Below are 23,376 nucleotides of genomic sequence, written 5' to 3' on the forward strand. Positions count from 1 at the left end.
TTCTTGTTTGGCTAGTCGTTTAAGAACGTCCCCAATGACTATTAAGGACTGTCCCAAGCTGCCGGCAGGAAAGGACCGTCCCCAAGTGCCGGGTTTGTCCCCAATGACTAGGTGAATAGCAAAAGCCCCGCAGCCGGAGCGGACTGCGGGGCTCATGAAGAGAGGCTAGTTTGTGGGCGCTTTGCCTGGCGCCCACGAGAGAGGCAACAGAGTAGAGACTACTCGTGGATGCGGGTACCGGAGAGACCGGCCATGGTCTCGGCGGCCTTGTCCAGAGCACCGATGATGCAGGTGCGGCCCTTGCGGGAACGGGCGAACTTGATGGCAGCGCGGACCTTGGGCTCCATGGAACCCTTGCCGAACTGGCCCTCGTCGGCCAGGCGCTCGGCCTCGTCGGCGGTGAGGTCCTCGAGCTCCTCCTGGTTGGGCTTGCCAAAGTTGATGGCGACATGCTCAACGGCAGTCAGCAGGAACAGAACGTCGGCGTCGCAGTCCTCGGCCAGCAGCTCGCCGCCCAGGTCCTTGTCGATGACGGCGGGAACTCCCTTGTAGCAGCCCTTGTTCTCGTAGTCGCGGACGACGGGGATGCCGCCGCCACCGCAGGCGATGACGATGAACTCGTTGTCGAGCAGGTTAAGGATGGAGTCAGCCTCGACGATCTTCTTGGGATCGGGGGAGGCGACGACGCGACGCCAGCCGCGGCCGGAATCCTCGACGAAGACCTTGGAGGGATCCTCGGCCATGAACTCCTTGGCCTGCTCCTCGGTGTAGAAGGGGCCGATCGGCTTGGTCGGGTTCTTGAACGCGGGATCATCCGGATCGCACTCGATCTGGGTGACGACGGTGGCGGCGTGCCAACGCTTATAGCGCTTGTGCATCTCGCGGCCGATGCCCTGCTGCAGGTGATAACCAATGTAGCCCTGGGACATGGCGCCGCACTCGGGCAGCGGCATCTCGGGGGTACCGATGGCATCGTGGGCAGCGGCGAAGGCGTTCTGGATCATGCCGACCTGCGGGCCGTTGCCGTGGGTGATGATGATCTCATTGCCCTGCTCGATGAGACCGAGGAGAGCGTGGGCGGTGTTGCTCACGGCCTCGATCTGCTCGACGGGGTTGTTGCCGAGGGCGTTGCCGCCAAGGGCGACGACAATACGATCGGGCTTGCCAAGAGGCTTAGACATTGCTGGAATCCTTTCTGTAAAAGGCCTACAACCCATTAATAACCCGCGTCCGTGCGATACGCGAGTTTATTAAGGTTTATATTCTCTTTATCGCTCATTTTATTCATTTTGAAAATAGCGGAACGGTGAACGGTCGTTTTTGTCCGCTCAGCGTACAGAACTCCAGCTCAGACATATCTACGTAATTTACGTGCGACTTTATTTAAATGAAGCGAGGATTATGTCGGATTATGCAAACTACATCTCTGCTAAACACAAAACGGACAGCGCAATATCTTACTCGCGCTATACGAGATTCTATGCACTTATAAGTCGAGTATGCACCCCTGCAAAAACAAGGGGCTTTTCATCCAGCAAAAGGAATAAAGAAGCGCTCCGAAAAGGCGGCAACAGCCAAGTCCCCCATCCATCCCCAAAGTGGCGCGAGGTTTCGCGGCAAAGCCGCGAAACAGCGAAAGGGACGGAATACCCGGCCAACTACGTCCTTCATCCGCCCACACAATCTGAGGACGTAGTCGTAGCAGGATCTGAGGGCTGACCTTCGCGGACACTCCGCAGGACGAAAGAACCCCCGCCGCACGTAGTGCGCAGCGGGGGTTCTTTCATGTCCGAGGACGTCCGCGAAGGTTAGCCCTCAGATCCTGCGGTGGGAGACTTAGGCCTCGTTGTACACCGTCTTGAGCTTCAGCAGGTGCTGATAGCGGTCCATAGCGGCCTGCTCATTCTCCTTGAAGAGCTCCTCGGCGCGCTCGGGGAAGGAACGCGTCAGCGAAGCGTAACGGGCCTCGTTCATCAGGAACTCCTGATAACCGCCCGCGGGCTCCTTGGAATCGAGCGAGAACTTCTTGCCGGCAGCAGCCTCGGGGTTGAAGCGGAAGAGGTTCCAGTAACCGCACTCGACGGCCTTCTTCATCTCGGCCTGGCAGTTCTGCATGCCGCCCTTCTTGATGGAGTGCATCTCGCAGGGGCTGTAGCCGATGATGAGGGACGGGCCGTCGTAGGCCTCGGCCTCGTGGATGGCCTTGAGGGTCTGAGCCGGGTTGGCGCCCATGGCGACCTGCGCCACGTAGACGTAGCCGTAGCTCATGGCGATCTCGGCCAGGGACTTCTTCTTGGTCACCTTACCGGCAGCGGCGAACTGAGCGACCTGACCCAGGTTCGAGGCCTTGGAGGCCTGACCGCCGGTGTTGGAGTAGACCTCGGTGTCGAAGACGAAGACGTTGACGTTGTGGCCGGAAGCCAGGACGTGGTCCAGGCCACCGAAGCCGATGTCATAGGCCCAGCCGTCGCCGCCGAAGATCCAGAAGGACTTCTTGGTGAGGTAAGCCTTGTCGGCGAGGATCGCCTTGGAGGCGTCGCAGCCGCACTTCTCGAGCTCGGCAACGTAGGCGGCGGCAGCGGTCTTGGAGGCCTCGGCGTCGTTGACGGAGTCGATCCAAGCCTGGCCGGCAGCCTTGAGCTCATCGGACGGACCATCGGCAGCGATGATGTCCTGGGTAGCGGCGATCAGCTTCTTCTGGACGGCCTCATAACCGACGGCCATGCCCAGACCGTGCTCGGCATTGTCCTCGAACAGGGAGTTGTTCCACGCCGGGCCGTGACCGTCCTTGTCCTTGCAGTAAGGAGCGGTGGCAGCGGGGTTGCCCCAAATGGAGGAGCAGCCGGTGGCGTTGGAGATGAACATGCGGTCGCCGGCGACCTGGGTCACCAGACGTGCATAGGCGGTCTCGGCGCAGCCGGCGCAGGAGCCGGAGAACTCCAGGTAGGGCTGCTTGAACTGGCTGCCCTTGACGTTGGCCGCGATGAGCTCCTTCTTCTCGGAGACGTTCTCGACCATGTAGTCCCAAACGGGCTGCTGGTCCATCTCCTGCTCGGTGGGAACCATCTCGAGGGCGCCCTTGGGGCAGACCTTGACGCAGTTGGTGCAACCCATGCAGTCGAGCGGGGACACAGCCATAGTGAACTTCATGCCCTTGGCCTTGGGGCCCATGGCGTCGAGCGTGCGGGTAGCCTCGGGCGCGGCGGCAGCCTCGTCCTCGGTCATCGCGAACGGACGGATGGTGGCATGCGGGCACACATAGGCGCACTGGTTGCACTGGATGCACTTGGTCTCGTCCCAGTGGGGAACGACCACGGCGACGCCGCGCTTCTCGTATGCGGAGGCGCCCAGCTCAAACTGGCCGTCGGCGCAACCGACGAAGGCGGAAACGGGCAGGCTGTCGCCATCCATGCGATCGATGGGCTCGAGCAGGTTCTTGACCTGCTGGGCGATGGCGGACTTGGTCTCCTCGGAGAGCTCGACGGGAGCGGCATCCTCGGCGGTAGCCCAGTCGGCCGGAACCTCGAACTTACGGAAAGCGGTAGCGCCGGCATCGATGGCCTTGTGGTTGGCGTCGACGATGGCCTGGCCCTTCTTCATGTAGGACTTGGTGGCCGCGTCCTTCATGTACTGCAGGGCGTCCTCGGCGGGCAGGACCTTGGCCAGCGCGAAGAAAGCGGACTGGAGCACCGTGTTGGTGCGCTTGCCCATGCCGACCTTGGCAGCCAGGTCGATAGCGTCGATCAGGTAGACGTTGACGTTGTTGTTCGCGATGTAGCGCTTGGCCACGGCGGGCATGTGCTCGGCGAACTCCTCGTCGCTCCACTGGCAGTTGACCAGGAAGGTGCCGCCCGGCTTGACGTCGCGGACCATCTTGAAGCCCTTAACGATGTAGCTGGGGTTGTGGCAAGCGACAAAGTCGGCCTTGGTCACGTAGTACGGCGAACGGATCGGAGAATCACCAAAGCGCAGGTGCGAGACGGTGACGCCGCCGGTCTTCTTGGAGTCGTACTGGAAGTAGGCCTGGACGTACTTGTCGGTGTGGTCGCCGATGATCTTGATCGAGTTCTTGTTGGCGCCGACGGTACCGTCGCCACCCAGACCCCAGAACTTGCACTCGATGGTGCCGGGGGCTGCGGTGTTGGGCGCATCCTCGGCCTCGGGCAGGCTCAGGTTGGTCACGTCATCGACAATGCCGATGGTGAACTCGCGCTTGGGCTCGTCCTTCTTGAGCTCCTCGAAGACAGCGAACGCGGACGCGGGAGGCGTGTCCTTGCTGCCCAGGCCATAACGGCCGCCGACGACCTTGATGCCCGTCTTGCCGGCCTCGTAGAGAGCGGAGACGACGTCCTGGTAGAGCGGCTCGCCGATGGAACCCGGCTCCTTGGTACGGTCCATGACGGCGATCTTCTGGACGGTCTCGGGGAGAACGTCGACGAAGTGCTTGATGGAGAACGGACGGAACAGACGAACCTTGACCAGGCCGACCTTCTCGCCGTGAGCGTTGAGGTAGTCGATGACTTCCTCGAGCACGTCGCAGAAGGAGCCCATGCACACGACGACGCGGTCGGCATCGGGAGCGCCGTAGTAGTTGAACAGGCCGTAATCGGTGCCGAGCTTCTCGTTGATCTTCTTCATGTAGCCCTCGACGACGGCGGGAAGCTCGTCGTAGACCTTGTTGCAGGCCTCGCGGTTCTGGAAGAAGATGTCGCCGTTCTCGTGGCTACCGCGGGTGTGCGGGTGCTCAGGGTTGAGCGCGTGGTCGCGGAAAGCCTGAACGGCGTCCATGTCGCACATCTCGGCCAGATCCTTGTAGTCCCACATGGCGACCTTCTGGATCTCGTGGCTGGTGCGGAAGCCATCGAAGAAGTTAAGGAACGGGGTCTTGCCCTCGATGGCGGCAAGGTGAGCCACCGGCGAGAGGTCCATGACCTCCTGGACGTTGCCCTCGGCGAGCATGGCGAAGCCGGTCTGGCGACAGGCCATGACGTCGGAGTGATCACCGAAGATGTTCAGGGCGTGGGAAGCGACGCAACGCGCGGAGACGTGGAAGACGCCCGGGAGCTGCTCGCCCGCGATCTTGTACATGTTCGGGATCATCAGGAGCAGACCCTGAGAAGCCGTGTAGGTGGTGGTCAGAGCACCGGCGCCCAGCGAACCGTGAACGGTACCGGCTGCACCTGCCTCGGACTCCATCTCGACGACCTTGACCGGGGTGCCGAAGATGTTCTTGCGACCCTGGGCCGCCCACTGGTCGACATGGTCGGCCATCGGGCTGGACGGCGTAATGGGATAGATTCCCGCTACCTCGGTGTACGCATACGAAACATATGCGGCCGCCTCGTTGCCGTCCATAGACTTAAACTTACGCGCCATATACCCCTCTCCTCTCATATAGGTATACAGGCCCCGGCGATCGCCGGGATGTTGGCGTGATGGGATTTACGCTGTTGCTTCCAATCATCTGGCAGGCAGGCTCAGCAGCAGGTACGTGGCGTGGAGAGAAGACATGCCGAGGCGAGGGACAGCTGATGCGCCCCACAGACCCGACCGCCCGTCTTGCACATGACCGAGCGCCGCAAAGGCCGCATGCCGGATGCTCCCGGGCACGCCCCGGCGATGGGAAGCGCCCGCAACGGAAATCCGCATGCGGGTTTATTGTACCCCGCCGTTAAGTGTAATTTCGACAAATATAGGCGGGCGGTAAAGGTTTACCTCGGGTCCTTGAATATCAACTTCATCCGAACACCTCCCATATTCATCCGTACATGTACGGATGAATATGGGAACCCGATACCCTGAGGGCCGGATCGGCCGGCCCCGGGAGATCGGAGGACGTCATGTCCGGAAAGAGCGGAAAGAGCGGGAAGGGCGCCGCGAGGGCGGTCCCGAGGGCCTACGGCAGGCTCACGAGGCACGAGCGGGACACGGTCCAGAGGATGCTGGAGCGCGGGGCCTCGTGCAGGGAGATCGCGAGGGAGCTGGGCAGGTCGCCCTCGACGGTGAGCGCCGAGGTGGCGTCGCACAGGTTCGTGACGGCGCCGAAGCCCAGGCGCGGCGAGCGCGTGGACGCCTCCGCCGACCTGTCGGCGGCCTGCCCGCGCCTGGCCGCGTGGCCGCGATGCTGCAACGGCTGCGGCCGGTACCGCGCGATCGGCTGCAAGCGCCGCCCCCACGTCTTCTACGAGGCCCGGGCCGCGCAGCTGTGCGCGGACTCGGTGCTCGTCTCGTCCAGGCGCGGGATCGACGCCGACGAGCCGGCCGCGGCGGCCAGGCTGGAGGCCATCAGGGACTGCCTGCGCCGGGGGCTCTCGCCCGAGCAGATGGCCGCATGCAACGGAGGGCCGGTGGACCTGTCGCCGTCGACCATCTACCGCTGGGTCGCGGCGGGCTACGACGGCATGACCAACATGGAGCTCAGGCGCAAGGTCGGCTACAGGCCGAGGAGGCGCGCCGCCGGGCGGGCGGCCACGCGCCACTCCGCCCGCAGGTCGCATGCCGCGTTCCTCGCCCTCGGGGAGGACGCGTGCGCCGCGGCCTGGGAGATGGACACCGTCGAGGGCGCCCGGGAGGACTCGGCCTGCCTGCTCACGCTGCTCCACCGCCCCAGCAGGCTCCAGCTGGCGCTCCTGCTCGGGGAGAAGACCTCCGGGTGCGTCGCGGCCGCCCTGGAGGGCGTCCGGGCGGTCCTCGGCGCAGACGGGACGCGCCGCGTGTTCCGCGCCGTGCTCACCGACAACGGCGCCGAGTTCTCCGACGAGGGCGCGATCGCCGCGCTCCTCGGCGAGGGGCCCGGCGAGACGAGGCTGTTCTACTGCGACCCGCGCCGCAGCGACCAGAAGGGCGCCTGCGAGCGCAACCACGTCGAGATCAGGAAGCTGCTGCCCAAGGGCGCCGGGCTCAGGTTCGACCGGCTATCCCCGGCCGACATGGCGCTCGCCATGTCGCACGTGAACTCCGAGCCCCGCGGCGCGCTCGGCTTCTCGACGCCCGCGCGCGCCTTCAGGGCGATGCTCGGGGACGACGCGGCGGCGCTGCTTGACGCCTACGGCGTGGAGGATGTGCCTCTGGCCGAGCTCGACCTGACGCCGGGACTCATCGAGAGGGCGCGCGCAGAGAGGGGCGATGCCCCGCTGTCCTAGCCTGAAGGGAAAAAAGGAATAGGCGGACCGACCGTCCGGCTGAGTCTGGGAAGAGGCGCCGGACGGAGGGCGGAGCATGGCCACCGGACCCATCGAAACACATCTCCACCGTTCCTTCAACTGGGAAAATGCCGCCCCCGGGGCCCGCGAGGGGCCTCGGGGGCGTTCGGGTAGCTGCGGGAACGGCCTGTCCGCCTAATGTGTTCGGCTGAGATCGGAAATCAACCGTTTACCTCGGGTGACCGCCAAAGGCCAGAATGGTCCCTCCATCCCCGGACGACTGGCTCTGACGCGCCAAGGAGTGTCCCCAAGTACCGGCAGGAAAGGAACGTCCCTAACTGCCGGCTAGAGGGCGCCGAGCAGGATGGCGTAGGTGGTGGATTCGCCGAGTTTGAGCTCGTCGCCGGGGTTGAGCTGGGCGGAGCGGCCGGGCTCTACTTGAATACACACACTCGTGGCCCCGTTTACCACCACGGTGCCGTTAGTGGACGACAGGTCCTCGACAAACCATGCGCCAGACTCGTCGCACCAGATATGGGCATGGCGGGCCGAGACGTCGTCGGTGATGCCGCCCTCCCCCGTTGCCAGCGCGCCGATCTCAACGCCTTCCTCACTCGGCTGAATCCAGCGCGGGACGCTCACCACGTAGCCGTTTTGCACGCACAGCAGTCCCAGCGGATGCGCCGGCGCGACCTCGTGCTCGCCCGCGACCGAAGATGTGCTCAGCGAGCGCGGCGTCGACGTGTCGCCGCCACGGGTCGCATGAGCGCGGCGGCTCGCCCGACTTGGAACTAAGGCGGGCGTGAGAGCAAACGGCATAGGGAACGAATCTTGCGGATGTACTCCTCGACGTCAGGCAGGTAAGCCCCACGAAGTCACCGGGGAGGCCCAAGCGGCCCGGCACCACTTCCAGATTCTGACCAGGGCGAGTCGTTCGCCGGTGGCTGAAGGCTCGCTCCCACCCAAAAGGGGAGATTCGCGTTGTTCCCCAATCGCTCTCGCATCTTTCATTTTGCTCGAGGTGGGCTATAAAAACTTTCCTGGTGAAAGGCGGCGATTGGTTTCCTTTCTTTCTAGAGGAGCGCGCCTGTAATCTGTTTTCATCCTAAATCAAGTTAAGATCGGACCTTCCAGAGGCAAGTCGACTCAAACTGCGAGGCTCCATGTTGGAATAAAGAGCGCTGTCGAAGTGCCAACAACACAAAGCTTGCCAGTCTCAAATAGAACCTTTTGGGAGTCCGATTGGGCCGCACACCGAATCCCCGCTGGTGGTTTTTTATAGCTGCGCAACAATAAACAAGGTTAGTGCCAGTCCAGCATGAAATTGAGGAACGTATGCATTTTTTCTCAGTAAGTGATCGTCGTTACTGCTTCGATGAGGTCACTCGCAATTGCTTTCAGGTTGACCAAGCATCAGAAGATGCGCTTCGCATATTTGAAGCATCGGGAAGAACGGTCAACTCGAAGTTGCTAACAAAGTCACTTGCTGCGAAAGGCTACGACCAAACGACCATAGCAGAACTTGAAGACGACATTGATGAGTATCAACGATTGTCTGAGCGGACTTTCTTAACAAAAGACACGCCTCGACAACTCAGATCCATCGAACTCCACGTTTCACATGCATGCAACCTTGGTTGTAGTTACTGTTTTGCCGGTAAAGGAGATTATGGAACGTCTCCTCTGCTGATGACAGACGAGATAGCCTTCAAGGCGGTCGACTACCTCGTCGCAAGTTCATCGGAAAACGAAACGCTTGCGATCGTCTTTTTTGGTGGGGAACCCATGATTAACGAGCCGCTGATATGGAAAACGGTCGACTATTCAAAAAGAATATACCCCAATAGAAACTTTACCTATTCTATTACGACCAACGGAACGCTTTTGAATGACACTGCTGTGAATTCTTTCAAGGAGCACGGGTTTTCTGTTCTGATTAGTCTCGATGGTACAGGATGCAAGCACGATGCATCGCGCCCGTACAAGACGGGAGGCGGCTCTTTCTCCGATATCGACAAAAACGTTCGTCGTTTTTCCGAGTCGTTCCCCTTCGGCGCAAGAGCGACCTTAACAAATAATAACTGTAACCTTGTTGAAGACTATCTTCAGTTTAAAGAGATGGGCTTCAGAAGGATTTACTTCTCGCCCGTGAGCTCATTCGATGAGAATATCAAACTCGACGAACACTCATTAAACAAAATCAGGGCGGGCCTAATAGATTTGGCGGATCAATATCTCAAACAGATTGATCAAAGGGAAAAGCCCTTGTTTAGAACATTGAAAACTGCAGTTGATTTGATTATGAGCAACAGGATCGCCTTTGTCGGATGCGGGGCTGGCAGGCGTTTTATTTCCGTGACTCCCGAAGGGGACGTATACCCCTGTCACAGGTTTGTCGGGATGATGCGATTCAAAATGGGCAACATCGTCACCGGAATTGACGAAACTAGGTATATTGAAAACTGGAGTCAGGGTGTCGAAAAAAGAATTGACTGTACGGACTGTTGGGCTCGGTCTTTCTGTGGTGGGGGCTGTAGCTGGGAGGCTGCAGACGAGCACGGCTACTTGCCCAAGAGTCTACACCCTGCATCATGTGAATATAGAAAAATGTGCTACGAGATGGCTTTTGACCTTATTTCCCGCCACTCATCTTCGCAGGAGAAAAATCAACGAGAAGCTACTGTATCGGAATAAGCGGTTCAGCGCATTGCTGTCACCATTGTGGAGGTGTTCGTTCTTCTGATTACCGTCTGCGAAGCTTATTGCTACGTTCGCCGAAACCATTCTAGAAATATGGTGAACTAGACATCTTGGTTTGTTATACACAATATTGAGGTTTTTCTGCACTCAAAGGGAGGTAGTCGTGAAGCATATTCATCCGATTAATCCAGGAAGTGGCAACGAGGCAGGCGTGAAGCCGATGTCTTTTGACTGCCTCTTGGGCATTACTGACATCTGTACTGTTTATGATAAAGCAGATGGCTGTGGTGCATACGATTACTGCGACTATGACATGGATGGCGGCAGCATCTGCGTTGTAGATCACTGTGGCATTGATCAAACGTAGTCTCTAATTGGATTAAGGTGAGGAGCTGTTATGAAGCATATCCATCCTGTTGGTTCAAATGAACATCCTCCCGTTGAGCCTTGTTGTCTTGGAGTTGATATATGCAATTTTTACGACATCGCCGAGTGCCCTGTTGCGGATTGGTGCTATGTCGATAAAGAATCAAGCTGTGTTTTGCCAGCAGATTGGTGCGATCCAGTTGACGAGTAGTTTTGTGGCTAGGAACTACTTGGTCCAAATCAGAATAAGATGGGAACAAATACCAAAATCTCGTGTCTGGGAGGAGTTATGCCATTATTGCAAGGTCTCGTTGGATTAGCCTTTATACTTGCGTTATATCTGGCACCTTTTTTAATTCTATTCTTCATTATCCGACTCTTTCTTCGGAGAAAATAGGAGTGTCACGCAAACATTAGCGTAGCTTTCTTCCAATATGAGCCGAGCATTGGCAAGTGGAATAAGAAGCCCGACCGTTCGCCACATGAAAGTGATCGGACGGGCTTCTCTATTTAACCCGGGCCGCCACCCATAGCGGCTTTCCAAGCGTATTCTCAGTGCAAAGCAATCGTCAGTTTAATCCTATGCGCTGATACCGCATTTCATTTGTTCGGCTCGAATTCTACGGCCTGGCAACCCTCGCACTCTCCGGCAAATGGATTGAACGCGAAGGCAGAGATGATGTGTGCGTGGACATCGAGGCTGCTGTAGGCAACATACTGGGACATGGACCCCCGCTGCGCGTGGTATGCGGCCCGGCATATTCATTGCCGTCCAACCCCGTGTAGTTGCAGCAAAGGGTGGAACCTCAATGCTCAGCTCATGTTGTCCGTGGGACACGAGAATCGTAAGTACACTTTGGTGCGATTCTCACGCTGATACTGAGCCACCTGGAATAAGATACGTCGCGACAACACTTCGCTTCACCTCTGTCTCGACAAGATGACGTAGACTAAAGTTTCCTTTAGTAAGAGAACGAGAACTATATCTGAAAGCGTTGCGATGGCGTGAAGGCACCGAGTCCGAACCGCCTGAATGCTACGTGCATCTGCATCGCCTTTTTGTTATCTCTGCCAGTTGGGTAGCACTACACTTGTCATCATTTACCCTGGTACATGCTGCCTAAATCCACTACCCCTTCTACCGCGCCGACCATCTCGTCATCGTGAGAGACAACGATGATCAGCTGGCTTTGCTTGTTGCGCTTAACATAGGCCGCAAGCTCGGCGCGGCTTACAGCGTCTAACCCAGTCGTGGGCTCGTCGAGTACCAAAACTGACGACTTGCGTGAAATCGCCGACCATAAGTACACTCGGCGCAGCTCACCGCCCGAAAGCGCGGAGCAACGCTTCCCGAGCAACTCCTTCACGCTGTTTTCCAGCGAAAGTAGGCCATCTACACCCCGGTGATAGGAAGAAAAGGGCGTGTCGAAATACTCTAACAGCTCTTTCACCGTTTCGTCCGGCGCGAAGCACGACTGTGGGCAGCACGATATCTCTCTCGCACGTATGTAATCCAAGTCGCATTCTTCGATTGGCACGCCGTTGTATTTTACTTTGCCTTTCGATGAGTATAGCCCGAGCATCAAGTAAAGAAGTGACGTCTTGCCTCTTCCGTTTTCCCCAACTATGCAATATGTACCAGGACCGGAAAACTTGAAAGAAAACCCGCCGAGGACCTCTCGGACAGATCCGTCTGGAAGGGCAACCGAGAATTCCAAATCAGATACCGAAATGTCATTTATTTCATCGAGTTTAGCTAAATCGGTCCGATTCCACCCCGATCTCTCCTTTTCTCTCGTCGCGATAGCCGTCCTATCCCATGATGCTTTGGCATCTTGATAGGATTTGAACAATGACATCATACTTTTCAAAGTCTTAAAGAGAACCGCGAAGTATGTACCGATGATAGTGTACTCGCCTATTGACATAGTTCCGTTAATGATTCGTACTCCGGAAACAACAAGTATCACCGCTTGAAACAACGCTGCGAAAAGACCATCGAGCGATGTCAGAGAATATGATAGCTTTCCGGAGCGCAAAACTTTGGGAAAATAGCTCTTAAACCCAGCGTCGAGCGCTTGTTCGCTCTTGCCGTACGAAGATGTCAGTTGAATGTTGAGAATCTGATTAAGCTGCGATGCAATTGCGGCGTAAAAGGCGCTGTCCGCCTCTTTCTTCTCATACGTGACCCTATACAAAAGTTTCCTCAACCCAGTAATTACACAGAAATACACGATGAGGAGAATGATGGAAAACACCGCGAGAGTTGAATCAATTGACCATATGATAAGCAATACGATGGGAATGGCTACAATGGACAGCGGCGCACTGATAAAATTCGCCAAAACGAAGGATGAGACCACGCTGGAGTCGGAAATAATCCGTTGCGTTGTATAGGCTGGATCGATGGTCCGACTCACCAAGTAATCGTCTCTTTCAAAACGCAAGACGGCCTCCCTGAGAAGATCAAAGGAAAGTCTCGTGGTTATGCGAATGGAAAGTGTTCCTGCAAAATAAGTAAAGAGGGTGGAGAAAACTCCTATTGACGCAACCAGGAGCGCGAAGAGTACGGCGTCTCTTTCGCTGCGGTTACCGAGAAGAAAATCTAAGAATTTCCCGTTCACGTATGGCATGGCATAGGAGAGAGCGGTTCCAATCACCGTGATAGCAATGAAGACGAAAGCCCCTTTTGCTCTGATGAACCTCGAGAGAACGCATCGAATCAAGGAAGGCCCCAATCTACCCGCCACAAAACATCAATCACTGATACCTTACACCTCAACACAACAGGAGCGAAGATTTGCCAATGAGACTGCTTTAAGATTGCCTTGGGCCAATACGATCTCAAGCTCTTCCTACAAGAGAGTCGGAATCGGACATCTCCTCCGACGAACCTGGCAATCGGGCGGTTGAAATATCTTTTTCAACCGCCCGATTGCCACAATAGATTTGAGCATCCGCCCACAAACGTCCGCGTTTTATACCCATCAAATCCTTTGCCTTTTGTCGTCTAGACTAGAAAAATCGCTCGAAATAACGCAACCGGCCTGCTCGCTTGAAGAAACCTAAGCCCGTAACGTAGATGTGCAAACTTCCGAAACGCCTTGCGCGGCATAGTGCGTATAAACTTCGTCAACCGCCTCAGAAATATCTGAGTATCGCGCCGGGTCAAAAGCATACGATGTCGCAGCTATACCCTGCACCCATTCGGAACGCGGATTAATTGAATAGCCACACAGCATCATCATACATGCATCTAGACCTGATTTCCCAAGTATCCGACGTATTGATGAGAGCATCGCGGGTCGCCCCTGCACCATCGTCGTCACCCCTATTAGCAGTATTTACCGTTTTTCTCTAAATGCGTATCGCCACCCTTAAGAATACGAAGTGTTTTATCCAGACCCGATTGTCCTCCATCTCAAACGAAGGGATAAGGAATCTCATCCGGAATCGGCAGTAACGGAGGATTCACAACGACAAGCGAAAAACATGAGTCATCTCTCAGAGGGGAGTAAAGGCTCCCCTCAAGCACCCTAGTTTCGTCATCCAAAGAGTTGATGGCAGTGTTTTTCTTACAAAGGTCGACAACAAAAGGGTTGATTTCTACAGATGTTACATCCATGCCACAGTTGGTAAGTATCAGGCCCTGTATTCTGGGGCCAGAACACAAATCGAGAGCCTTCCGTGCGCTCTGCGGTGTAAGGCGCCAATCTCAGCAAATCTGTCCCACAATACTGCGCTGAAGAACAAGACGGAACCCCTGAGCCAAACTCCCCTATACCTTATTAGGGCTAAGACAGGCAAGTTCACGCACCCGGCATATTCCAGAATAACATCCTATTGTTTTAGATGCTCTACAAGCATGAACAGCCGCGAATCGGAAAGATCTTCTAGTTTCGCCCCGACTGACCGCCAAGGGCCAAAATGGCCCCTCCATCCCCGGGCGACTGGCTCTGGCGCGCCGAGGAGTGTCCCCAAGTGCCGGCAGAAAAGAAACGTCCCTATCTGCCGGCTAGAGAGCACCGAAGAGGATGGCGTAGGTAGTGGATTCGCCGAGCTTGAGCTCGTCGCCGGGATTGAGTTGGGCGGAACGGCCGGGCTCGACCTGAATGCAGACGCGCGTGGCCCCGTTTACCACCACGGTTCCGTTGGTGGACGACAAGTCCTCGACGTGCCAGATATTTTGAGCATCGCACCAGATATGAGCATGGCGGGCCGAGACATCGTCGCCGACGTCGGTAATATCGCCCTCACCAGTGGCCAGCGCGCCAATCTCAACACCCTGCTCGCTCGGCTGAATCCAGCGCGGGGCGCTCACGACAAAACTGTTTTGTACGCGCAGCAAGCCCAAGGGGTGCGCCGGGGCGGGTTCGCGTTCGCCCGCGGTCATCGACATGCCAAGCGAACGCGGCGTGGAGGTGCCTCCGCCACAGGTCGCGTGCGCGTAGTCGATGGCATAGTTCACCGAGGACCGCACATCCGCCGAACAACCGACGGCGACAAACAGCACCAGCACGGCCTCGGCGCGCTCGGCGGGCATGAGTTCCGCCGCCTGGGACAGGCGATCGAGCGCGTTGCGATAGAGATTCGTGTCCTGGTGGCACTCTTCGAGCGCGCGTACCATCGGTTCACCTGCAGGACCGCACACCATATTGATCACAGCCGTGGAGTCCATGGGATTTCGCTGGCGCAGGGCCAGTTGCGACATAATACGCGCAGCCGAGGTACCGTATTCGGCAAAGTAGCGATGCTGAAGCGTGCCGACCGGCGCGCGAACGATAAAGCGGGAAACCCAAGAGCGATCGGCGGCTCGGCTCTGCGGGCTGCGGCCGTCGGCGAGCGGACGGGACGAAAGCACCAAGCCGCACAGCTCGATATGGCTCAGATGCGCCGCGCGCTTAAAGATGTCAAACATGGCCCCGCATGGGGTGAGCTCAACTTGAGATGCCATGACCTAGGCCTCCTTGGTCGTAGAAATAGAATCGGACGATACTTCGACAGGTCCGCCAAAAGTACGGGCAGCTGCGGCTCCACCGGCAAGCGGAGTCGCCATCTGGGCTTTTGTGCGTCGCGGTGCCGAAACGGGAAGTTCAAAGGCAAAGCCCATCGCAAGCAAAAACCACGTAAGCGTATAGGTTGCAACCAGAGCGGCAACAAGGCCGCCCGTCACGGCGCGTTGGGAAAATACGCTACATGCAGCCACAACCAGCACCGGAACCTCGCAGGCAGAAAGCGCAAGCACACCCTGCAGGAACCCCGAGCGCCGATCGCGCGCAAGTGCCCCCGCGGCAACGCCGGCTATGCCTGGCAGCGCCAACGCCAGTGCGGCAATAATACCCGGTAGCGATCCAGACCACACGAGCGATCCCAAAGTCGCCGTCACGCGAGCGCCCGACGCCAGCAGCGCTGCCGAAACCACGACCACAGCCCAAACCACGCTGCAAACGACCGCCGCACCGATCATCGCCGCGCGACGAACCGCGCGGCCAGACGCATCCATGGGGCACGGCGTGAGCGGCTCGCCGCGAAGCGAACGACCGACATTTTGCGCATAGTGGTCACAAAACGCCGAGAGCGCCGCCTCGACCGCCGCCGGCTCGGGACGATCTTTTTGATGGCTGGACAGACAGGTCATCACCACGTCGAACAGCTGGGCATCGACAAACGCCAGCGCATCGCGTAGCTCTTCGGAATCCGGCTCAAGCCCCAGCTGCTGGGCCTGCTCGGCCGCGGCGAGCGCCACATCGGGCTCACGACGAAGCAGCTGAGTCAAATCGCAACCGGGCGCATGGGCACCAATGGGATAGTCGGGCCGCGTGTCCATCTTGAGACGGTAGGGGCTCGCGATGTCGCGCGTCTTTTTGCGCGAACCCGAGGTGCCCGAAGTGCTCGGCGCGGCTTCGTATGGTGCGACGCCGACAATGAGCTCGTAAACCGTGCTTGCCGCGGCATAGACGTCAATCGCCGGCGACATACGCAAAGCGCGCAGGTCGGGAATATCGTCGGTGAGCATCTCGGGCGGGGCATAGGCAACCGTCGCGCGACGCAGCGTGGCATAACGCTCCGTAAACGACGCCTTGCCGCCGGTACCGGCCACGGCCGACGCAGGCTCGAGCGCCAGCGACGAGCCAAAGTCGATCAGGCACAGGTTAAAGGTGCCCTCGGCAAGCTGCCGATCAAGCGGCAGACGCGCCGTACGCACCATAATATTAGCGGGCGAGATATCGCGATGGACAAAGCCCTCGCCCACCAGGCTCATACGGCAGAGCAGATCGAACAGGTCGCGACCCAGACGCGCCGCCACAAGCGGCGACAGGCGTCCGGCATCGTCCACGGCGAGTCGCGAACGCAAGCGGGCAAGTGTCTCGCCCTCGACCCATTCCATGACAATTGCAGGCACACCGTCGACCTCGCCCCAGCCATAGAGGCGGGGAAAGCCCTTAAGGCCCGAAAGGGCGCGATGGCATTCGTATTCCTCGCGAAACGCCGCCTTGAACTTGGCGACCAGCGCCTCGTGAGCGGCATCGTCATCAAACTCATCGCGCGTCGGCAAGATGAGCTGCTTGAGTGCCACTGCCTCGCCTTGGGCGTTGACGGCACGCGTCACGCGGCCGATACCGCCACGGCGCATGGTGGCATCGTCGGCAAACAGCATCGTAAAACGACGCAGATAGGTAGGCAGTTCGTCCTGACCGAGCGCAATGGCCGGCTCAAACCCGTCGACACGCGCCAGGCGCAGGCCGACCATGGGATCGCGACCGAGCGATTGTGGTGTGGTGGATGCAAGATCGGTCATCATAGGGCAAGCGCCGCCACGTTATTGTTGAAGTTACCGAGCGCGACGTCATCATCGCCGTAATGGCCGACCCATTGACATAGGTTGGTGTAACAGCCCCACAGATTGGCATACTGCTGATACCACCTTGACCGGGGCGAGAATGTCTGACGACCGAACTCGGCTCGAATGACAAACATCTCCCCGACCAGGCTGTCGCACGGCCTGGGATCTCCCGTAGAGTTATAGGTCGAGACCACGTCATTGGCACGAGAAACATAGCCGTCGAGCATGTTGTACTTGGTCACAAGCCAACTGTGAATGCTCTCTTCCTCAGCAGCGGAAAGGCCGCCGGAGTTTGCATCGTTGTCAGTGTTGCCGCCCGTCGAGCCGCCGTTTCCAGGCCCTCCGGTAGAGGAACCCGACCCAGAGCCGCCGCCCGAACTCGATGAATCCGAGCCGGAGCCAGAAGTATCCGAGCTACCGGGCTTTCCGGACTGCTGGGCGTCCTGCTCCTTTTGCTGCTCGACCTTATTCACCGTTGCCGCCACGCTATTGTTGGACAATCGATCGATGATCTTGGTGTTGGTGAGCACGATGGTTTTGCCATTGGCAAGCGTGACTTCGTTGTCCGGGGCCTCGGCGCCGTCCGCATCGTCGGTGCCAAACACAATATGCCCGACCACACTTGCCCAAGCATATCCAGTCGTGGTGCCCAGATCGCTTTTGACCTCATGCCCCACGCGCGGCTCGCGTGCGGCATGCGCCTGCATCATGGACGGCACGGTCATGCCATAGGCAGAAACGCCAGCTATGACCAGCACCAGCGAGCACGACAGCAGTGCGTACGCCCGCGGTGCCAAGCCCAGTCGGCGTCGCATGCGCACCGCGGCGCCGCGCTTTATCTGAGTGCCACCGGGCCGCATGCGTTCTCCTCCAACAAAAACACGCCGCTCGGGAGCGGCGCATTCATTCGAATCCATATTTGAGTGTATCAGCGAACCCAAAAGGTTGCGCAACGAATGGGCAAATTAAGGATGCGAGCGGAAGCATCCATGCGATAAGCGGATACGAAGCATCTTTGTTGCACAACAAACTCACAGTCGCACGGGGAAATTATGACTACCCCGTGCATCGCGAGGAAAACATACGGCAGGAGCAGGCTCGCCACCTAAATCGTGCGACGGGCCTCGATGGCGCGCCCAAGCGTAAGCTCGTCGGCATACTCCAGGTCGCCGCCCACGGGAAGGCCGCTTGCCAGACGCGATACCTCGACGCCCAGCGGCTTGATAGTGCGGGCCAGGTAGCTCGCCGTGGTCTCGCCCTCGATGTTGGGGTTGGTGGCGATGATGACCTCGTGGATGTCCTCGTGGCCCAAGCGTGCCAGCAGCTCTCGAATGTGCAGCTGCTCGGGGCCAATCTTGTCCATGGGACTGATCACGCCGCCCAATACGTGGTAGAGGCCGTGGTAGCTGCCCGTGCGCTCGATCGCCTGGACATCGCGCGGCTCGCCCACCACGCAAATGCGAGTGGTATCGCGCATCGGGTCCTGGCAGATGGAGCACTCGTCGGCCGTGGCGTAGTTAAAGCAGCGGCTGCAAAAGTGGACCTCCTGCTTGACCTCCAGGATGGCCTCGGCCAGGCGGCGCGCCTCCTCGGCGTCGGCCTCCAACAGGTAATAGGCGATGCGCTGGGCCGACTTGGGACCAATGCCCGGCAGACGGCCCAGCTCATCGAGCAGTTTTTGCAGACTGTGGTTGGCACTCATATATATGCGTGTCTTAGAACGGCATGCCCGGGATGTTGAGGCCGCCGGTGATGGCGCCCATCTGCTTGTTGGCGAGCTCGTTGACGCCGCGGACGGCCTCGTTGACGGCAGCCATGATCATATCCTGCAGCATATCGACGTCCTCGGGATCGAGCGCATCGGGATCGATGGTGAGGTTGACGAGCTCCATCTCGCCGTTAACGGTCACCTTGACCATGCCGCCGCCGGCAGAGGCGTCGACGGTCTGGGACTTGAGGTTCTCCTGCGCGGCGGCAAGCTGCTCCTGCATCTTGCGAGCCTGCTTCATCATCTGCTGCATGTTCATACCGGCCATGATGGCTCCTTTACGTGCGGCCGCACGCCGAGCTGCAAGGGCAGCCGGAGCACGGCGGGACTTTCAAACTCAAAAATCGTACCACGGCGCGCGGCGAGAGAGCGGGGCGGACGTGTTACCTCAGTCGATATACATGTCCTCCAATACAAACCGCACTCAAAGATTATGCAAGGTCGAATTATGCAAGGTTGCATAATATCGCACACTCAATCTAGTAGAGCCGAATCCGGCATTTCATGTGCGCCACTAAATAGCTAAATGCCGAACCGCTGCTCGAGGCGGCGCACATGGCGGCAGGGTATAATTTGATTGCCATAGATAGTAATTTGGAGGTGCCCCATGAATGCCCCCAACGCGCTCCAAAACATCCGCTCAAAACACCCCGTTGCATATGTGGTTCTCTATCTCTTTGTCGGCTGGGCATTGCTGGTTGTCATCACCCATGCCATAGCTTTTGGAGCAGAACTGCTGATAGCCAGCTCGGACCAGCCCGTCGTCAAATGGGAGACGACCGATGAGTGCACCGACGGAACCCGAACCGTCTACTACAACAGCCCGTCCCTCTATCAAGAGTTCAAGGTCAAGATAAAGGACTTCAAGATTGTCGATGCCGAGCTAGGCGTTTATTTGGCAATCGGAGCAACCATTAACGCCGAGCAAGTCGAGTACACGGACAGCCATGCGACGTATCGTATCGACCTCAGCATCCTAGGCCGACCGTCACGCACCTGTCTGCTCAAATGCGACATACGCGGCACCACACTACACATGTCCGAAATACAGATGCGCCCGGACAAGGGGTCCTCTTCTTGAGCAGTATACCCGCCTGCGCAGCTACTCCACCGGCTTGAAGATGGTGGCCTGGCCAAAGACGCTGCGGATGAGGTCTTTGGCCTCGTCCTCGGTCTGCGGGATGCTCGGGGCTGCGCCCTGGTGGCCGAAGGGGCTGCCGGCGCCGGGGTTGGACTCCCAGGGAGCTGCAGAAGCGTCCTCCTCTTTGGGGGCAGCTACAGCGGACTTGGGCGCGGGCGTCGCACCCGGCACGTCGAACGGAGGAAGATCGTCCCCGCCAGCATCGGCAGCAAAGCCGCCGACCATGGCGTCGTCGTAGGGTACCTGCTCGGATTCCCACGGCGCGGACTGCGCGACAGGCTGAGCCTTGGGGGCAGCCGAGCGCTCGGGCGCACGGGGTGCGGGCTCGGTCGGGAGCTTACCCGTGGCAGGAGCACCGGCGGGGTTGTCGGAGCGTAGCCAGGGGGCTTTGCCCAGGTCAGACGACTTGGGCGCGGGCGAGACGGGCTTGGGCGCGGGTGTCGGAGCAGCCGGTTTGGGCGCCGCGGGCTTAGGCGCCGACGGGGTCGATGCCGCTACCGGTGCCGTTTGCTGCTGCGGCGCGCTGGCGCTCGAGGATACAGGGGCCGCCGAGGACACGGGTTGCGGGTCCGCAGATGCCGCAGCCCGTGCAGATGGAGAATGCTCCTCATGTTGAGGAGCCGGCGTGCCACCCCCATCCAGGACATAGTCGACGGTACGACGACCGAAGACCGCGCAGACCGTCGGCAGGACCACCGACTGCGTATCGGCGCGACCGAGCATCTTAATGGCAAAAGTCGAACCCGCGGGGAACGAGACCGTGAGCTTGGAGCCGTCGTCGGCCGTGGCGCGGGCGTTGAGCAAAAGCCCTGCGTAGGAAGCCTGACGTGCCTTGACACGCTCGACAACCTCGGCCCATTTGCGCTGCAGCTCTCCGGCATCCTCGACCGCGGGCGTCTCGGCAGCACCGGCGACGGCAACCTGGGCGGCATTGTTGGACTGGGGCTTAGGTGCCGGAGCTATGGCAGGCGCGGGGGCCGCAACGGGCTGAGGCGTCGGAGCCGGCGCAGGCTGAGGTGCAGGCGCAGGCTGAGGTGCAGGCGCTGCAGGCTTGGAAGCTGACACGGACGCAGAACGGGGCGAAGGCTGGGCAGCCGGAACAGCAGCACCACGGTCCCAAGGCATACCGCCCTGGCGCGCGGACGTAGCAGCGGGGGCAGCGGATGCCGCCGGGGCGGCAGCGCGGGCGCCCGAAATGAGCGTCGGCTGTTGGGCAGCAGCGGGTACGGATGCTGCAGGCGCGGCGGCCTGAGCAGCAGCCACGCTCGCCGGCACGGCGGCGTTGGCAACCATGGCCTCCAGGCGTGCCACGCGCTCGGCCAATGCCTCAATCGTTAAATCAGCCTCGGGACGCGCCAGACGCGTGCAGGCAATCTCGAGCACCAGGCGCACGTCGCTCGCGCCCCTCATCTCCAGTGCGGCATCGTCGAGCACTGTCAGCACACGAGCCAGGCGGTCGGCAGGATGCTCGCCAAAGGCAGCGGCCTCGGCAGCAAGCGCCTCGGCCTGCTCGGAGCCGCCCTCAAACAACTCGGCACGGGCACCGGTAACGCAGGCAACATACACGTCGCGCGCGTGCGCCACCAGGTCGCGCGTCAGCTCCAGCAGATCGTTACCTTCCTCGACCTGCGCGCGAATAAGCCCATACAGCTCGGCAACATCGCGATCGGCAATGGCGCGGGAAAACTCGCCCAGAATCTGGTCCGAAACCTCGCCTAAAAGCGAGCGGGCGTCGTCCGCATGCACAGAACCGTTGCCAAAGACGCTCAGCTGCTCCAGCGTGGACAACGCGTCGCGCATGCCGCCCTTTGCATGGCGCGCCACGATAGCCAGCGCCTCGTCGTCGTAATCGAAGCCCTCCTGCTCGCACACGTATGCCAGGCGATGCTCGATATCCTCGTTGCCGATGCGATGGAAATCGAAACGCTGGCAGCGTGAGAGGATGGTCTCCAGAATCTTTTGCGGGTCGGTGGTGCACAGCACAAAGATCACGTGTGCCGGCGGCTCTTCAAGCGTCTTGAGCAGCGCGTTGAACGCCGCCGTCGTGAGCATGTGGACCTCGTCGATGATATAGATCTTGTACTTGCCGCGCACCGGGGCAAAGTTGACGGAGTTGATGATCTCCTCGCGCACATTGTCCACGCCCGTGCGGCTTGCGGCATCGAGCTCGTAGACATCCGGGTGGTTGCCCTCGGCAATGAGCTCGCACTCCTCGCAAGTACCGTCGGGCATGCAGCCGCTTGCACCCTCGGCGCGCGCTGCCTCGGCATTACGGCACAGCAGCGCCTTGGCCAGAATGCGCGCCATGGTGGTCTTGCCCGTGCCGCGCGGTCCGCAGAACAGGTACGCGTGGGACAGGCGTCCCTCGGTGATGGCGTGCTCGAGCGTCGAGACGATATGCTGCTGGCCCACCACGGAGTCGAAGGTGAGCGGGCGATACTTTCGGTACAACGATTCCATGGGTGCTCCCCCGGGTATACTGAGTCTTGTTGCCGCGACGGCCATGCGGTCGCACGGCATACTGCATTCATAATAACCCGTACGGCGAGCCCGCCGCGATAGGAGTCCAAAGAGCATGGCAGACGCAGAGAGCAACCTCGTTCCCTCCGAAGCAGCCGACCAGGTCGAGGTCGCGCTCGAGGAGCAGGCCGCAGCCGATGACGGCATCCTGTACCTCAACGAGTACCAGTACGAAAACGACCTGGTCACCGACTTCGCCCGCCTGGTCGCCTCGCCCAGGCGTCGCGGCTCGCTGTATGTCGCCGCGGCAATTGCCGCGCTCATCGGCATCGGCATGCTGGTGGCCGGCGGCAACTGGATCAAGTTTGGCGTCGTGTTGATCGTGTTCGGCGCCTTTTTGGCCTGGTGGAGCAAAAACCTGCACCACACCCTCGCCCGCGACTTTATCGATTCCGTCGAGGCCGACGAGTCCATGGGTGGCCGCTATCGCCGCGTCGCCGCCAACGAGGACGGCCTGATGGTTTGGGGCAAGAGCGGCAAGTCGCAGTTTTTCCCGTTTGAGAAGCTCGACCACGTGCTCGACGGCGAGCGCATCTTTGTGGCCATGTTCGCCGACCAGGGCGTGACGATCCCTAAGGACACCTTTGTCCGCGGCGATGCCGAGCAGTTTGGCACCTTCCTTAAGGCGCGCATCAACAAAAAACTCCGCATCGAGACCAAACGCAAGAAGATGAAGGCTGAAAAGGCCGCCGCCGAGGCCAAGCAGGGCGACAAGCCCCAGGAGACCAAGGGCAAGCAGCGCAAGCAGAAGAAGAACAAGAAGAAGCGCTAAGGCCAAGACAGACAGGCAGCCTCGCATCCCGTTATCCTCGCCATCCGCCCGAGCGTGCTACACTAGCAGCATCTATGCCACCGCGAATGGCTCGGCCCCGCGCCCGCCGCTCGCAAACGAACT

Annotated in this window: 16 protein-coding genes; 6 read left to right on the forward strand and 10 right to left on the reverse strand. The window is 59.4% G+C overall.

From position 1 onward, the window contains the following. Window positions 1–218 precede the first annotated feature (218 nt). Window positions 219–1,181: a carbamate kinase gene (gene arcC, locus OIL77_03660; GenBank protein HJI44514.1), complete on the reverse strand. Its 963-nt coding sequence runs from the start codon at window positions 1,179–1,181 to the stop codon at window positions 219–221. Window positions 1,182–1,836: 655 nt separating this feature from the next. Beyond that, the gene (gene nifJ, locus OIL77_03665) at window positions 1,837–5,376 is read right to left on the reverse strand and encodes a pyruvate:ferredoxin (flavodoxin) oxidoreductase (GenBank protein ID HJI44515.1); all 3,540 of its coding nucleotides are present in this window, start codon (window positions 5,374–5,376) and stop codon (window positions 1,837–1,839) included. 464 nt (window positions 5,377–5,840) lie between these two features. On the opposite strand from nifJ, the gene OIL77_03670 reads away from it, so the two are divergent. Then, on the forward strand, window positions 5,841–7,142 hold the full coding sequence (locus tag OIL77_03670; protein HJI44516.1) for an IS30 family transposase: 1,302 nt from the start codon (window positions 5,841–5,843) through the stop codon (window positions 7,140–7,142). 345 nt (window positions 7,143–7,487) lie between these two features. On the opposite strand, the gene OIL77_03675 is transcribed toward OIL77_03670, so the two are convergent. Continuing rightward, complete coding sequence (locus OIL77_03675; GenBank protein HJI44517.1) at window positions 7,488–7,961, reverse strand: FHA domain-containing protein; 474 nt, start codon at window positions 7,959–7,961, stop codon at window positions 7,488–7,490. Between the two features lie 516 nt (window positions 7,962–8,477). Here OIL77_03675 and OIL77_03680 point away from each other — a divergent pair. From OIL77_03680 to OIL77_03690, 3 genes are all read left to right on the forward strand, one after another. Then, window positions 8,478–9,836 carry an SPASM domain-containing protein gene (locus OIL77_03680; protein ID HJI44518.1) on the forward strand — a complete coding sequence of 453 codons (1,359 nt, stop codon included), beginning with the start codon at window positions 8,478–8,480 and terminating at the stop codon, window positions 9,834–9,836. Between the two features lie 169 nt (window positions 9,837–10,005). Next, window positions 10,006–10,209, forward strand: coding sequence for a hypothetical protein (locus OIL77_03685; protein ID HJI44519.1), 204 nt, complete (start codon window positions 10,006–10,008; stop codon window positions 10,207–10,209). 30 nt (window positions 10,210–10,239) lie between these two features. Beyond that, on the forward strand, window positions 10,240–10,419 hold the full coding sequence (locus OIL77_03690) for a hypothetical protein (protein HJI44520.1): 180 nt from the start codon (window positions 10,240–10,242) through the stop codon (window positions 10,417–10,419). Between the two features lie 886 nt (window positions 10,420–11,305). Here OIL77_03690 and OIL77_03695 read toward each other — a convergent pair. From OIL77_03695 to OIL77_03720, 6 genes are all read right to left on the reverse strand, one after another. Further along, window positions 11,306–12,958, reverse strand: coding sequence for an ABC transporter ATP-binding protein/permease (locus OIL77_03695; protein ID HJI44521.1), 1,653 nt, complete (start codon window positions 12,956–12,958; stop codon window positions 11,306–11,308). Between the two features lie 1,265 nt (window positions 12,959–14,223). Continuing rightward, window positions 14,224–15,162: an FHA domain-containing protein gene (locus OIL77_03700; GenBank protein HJI44522.1), complete on the reverse strand. Its 939-nt coding sequence runs from the start codon at window positions 15,160–15,162 to the stop codon at window positions 14,224–14,226. 3 nt (window positions 15,163–15,165) lie between these two features. Further along, window positions 15,166–17,007 (reverse strand): hypothetical protein, encoded by a 1,842-nt coding sequence (locus tag OIL77_03705; GenBank protein HJI44523.1) that lies wholly within the window; start codon window positions 17,005–17,007, stop codon window positions 15,166–15,168. Further along, window positions 17,007–17,912 carry a hypothetical protein gene (locus tag OIL77_03710; GenBank protein HJI44524.1) on the reverse strand — a complete coding sequence of 302 codons (906 nt, stop codon included), beginning with the start codon at window positions 17,910–17,912 and terminating at the stop codon, window positions 17,007–17,009. The genes OIL77_03705 and OIL77_03710 overlap by 1 nt, the downstream gene beginning before the upstream one ends. A gap of 245 nt (window positions 17,913–18,157) precedes the next feature. After that, complete coding sequence (recR, locus tag OIL77_03715; GenBank protein HJI44525.1) at window positions 18,158–18,754, reverse strand: recombination mediator RecR; 597 nt, start codon at window positions 18,752–18,754, stop codon at window positions 18,158–18,160. 13 nt (window positions 18,755–18,767) lie between these two features. Next, window positions 18,768–19,088 carry a YbaB/EbfC family nucleoid-associated protein gene (locus OIL77_03720; GenBank protein ID HJI44526.1) on the reverse strand — a complete coding sequence of 107 codons (321 nt, stop codon included), beginning with the start codon at window positions 19,086–19,088 and terminating at the stop codon, window positions 18,768–18,770. Window positions 19,089–19,427: 339 nt separating this feature from the next. Between OIL77_03720 and OIL77_03725 the strand changes: the two genes are divergently transcribed. After that, on the forward strand, window positions 19,428–19,901 hold the full coding sequence (locus OIL77_03725; GenBank protein HJI44527.1) for a hypothetical protein: 474 nt from the start codon (window positions 19,428–19,430) through the stop codon (window positions 19,899–19,901). A 21-nt stretch (window positions 19,902–19,922) separates the two neighbouring features. Here OIL77_03725 and dnaX read toward each other — a convergent pair whose 3' ends face one another. After that, a complete protein-coding gene (gene dnaX / locus OIL77_03730; protein HJI44528.1) occupies window positions 19,923–22,421 on the reverse strand; it encodes a DNA polymerase III subunit gamma/tau in 2,499 nt (832 codons plus the stop codon). Window positions 22,422–22,536: 115 nt separating this feature from the next. Between dnaX and OIL77_03735 the strand changes: the two genes are divergently transcribed. Then, window positions 22,537–23,253, forward strand: a complete 717-nt coding sequence (locus tag OIL77_03735) for a hypothetical protein (protein ID HJI44529.1) — start codon at window positions 22,537–22,539, stop codon at window positions 23,251–23,253. Window positions 23,254–23,376 lie beyond the last annotated feature (123 nt).

Source organism: Coriobacteriaceae bacterium, assembly GCA_025993015.1.
GTDB lineage: Bacteria > Actinomycetota > Coriobacteriia > Coriobacteriales > Coriobacteriaceae > Collinsella.

Coding starts and splice junctions, on each gene's coding strand:
- OIL77_03710 (HJI44524.1), bottom strand. CDS start 17,912: ATGCGGCCCGGTGGCACTCAGATAAAGCGCGGCGCCGCGGTGCGCATG.
- OIL77_03705 (HJI44523.1), bottom strand. CDS start 17,007: ATGACCGATCTTGCATCCACCACACCACAATCGCTCGGTCGCGATCCC.
- OIL77_03670 (HJI44516.1), top strand. CDS start 5,841: ATGTCCGGAAAGAGCGGAAAGAGCGGGAAGGGCGCCGCGAGGGCGGTC.
- OIL77_03720 (HJI44526.1), bottom strand. CDS start 19,088: ATGGCCGGTATGAACATGCAGCAGATGATGAAGCAGGCTCGCAAGATG.
- OIL77_03690 (HJI44520.1), top strand. CDS start 10,240: ATGAAGCATATCCATCCTGTTGGTTCAAATGAACATCCTCCCGTTGAG.
- arcC (HJI44514.1), bottom strand. CDS start 1,181: ATGTCTAAGCCTCTTGGCAAGCCCGATCGTATTGTCGTCGCCCTTGGC.
- OIL77_03700 (HJI44522.1), bottom strand. CDS start 15,162: ATGGCATCTCAAGTTGAGCTCACCCCATGCGGGGCCATGTTTGACATC.
- recR (HJI44525.1), bottom strand. CDS start 18,754: ATGAGTGCCAACCACAGTCTGCAAAAACTGCTCGATGAGCTGGGCCGT.
- dnaX (HJI44528.1), bottom strand. CDS start 22,421: ATGGAATCGTTGTACCGAAAGTATCGCCCGCTCACCTTCGACTCCGTG.
- nifJ (HJI44515.1), bottom strand. CDS start 5,376: ATGGCGCGTAAGTTTAAGTCTATGGACGGCAACGAGGCGGCCGCATAT.
- OIL77_03675 (HJI44517.1), bottom strand. CDS start 7,961: ATGCCGTTTGCTCTCACGCCCGCCTTAGTTCCAAGTCGGGCGAGCCGC.
- OIL77_03680 (HJI44518.1), top strand. CDS start 8,478: ATGCATTTTTTCTCAGTAAGTGATCGTCGTTACTGCTTCGATGAGGTC.
- OIL77_03725 (HJI44527.1), top strand. CDS start 19,428: ATGAATGCCCCCAACGCGCTCCAAAACATCCGCTCAAAACACCCCGTT.
- OIL77_03735 (HJI44529.1), top strand. CDS start 22,537: ATGGCAGACGCAGAGAGCAACCTCGTTCCCTCCGAAGCAGCCGACCAG.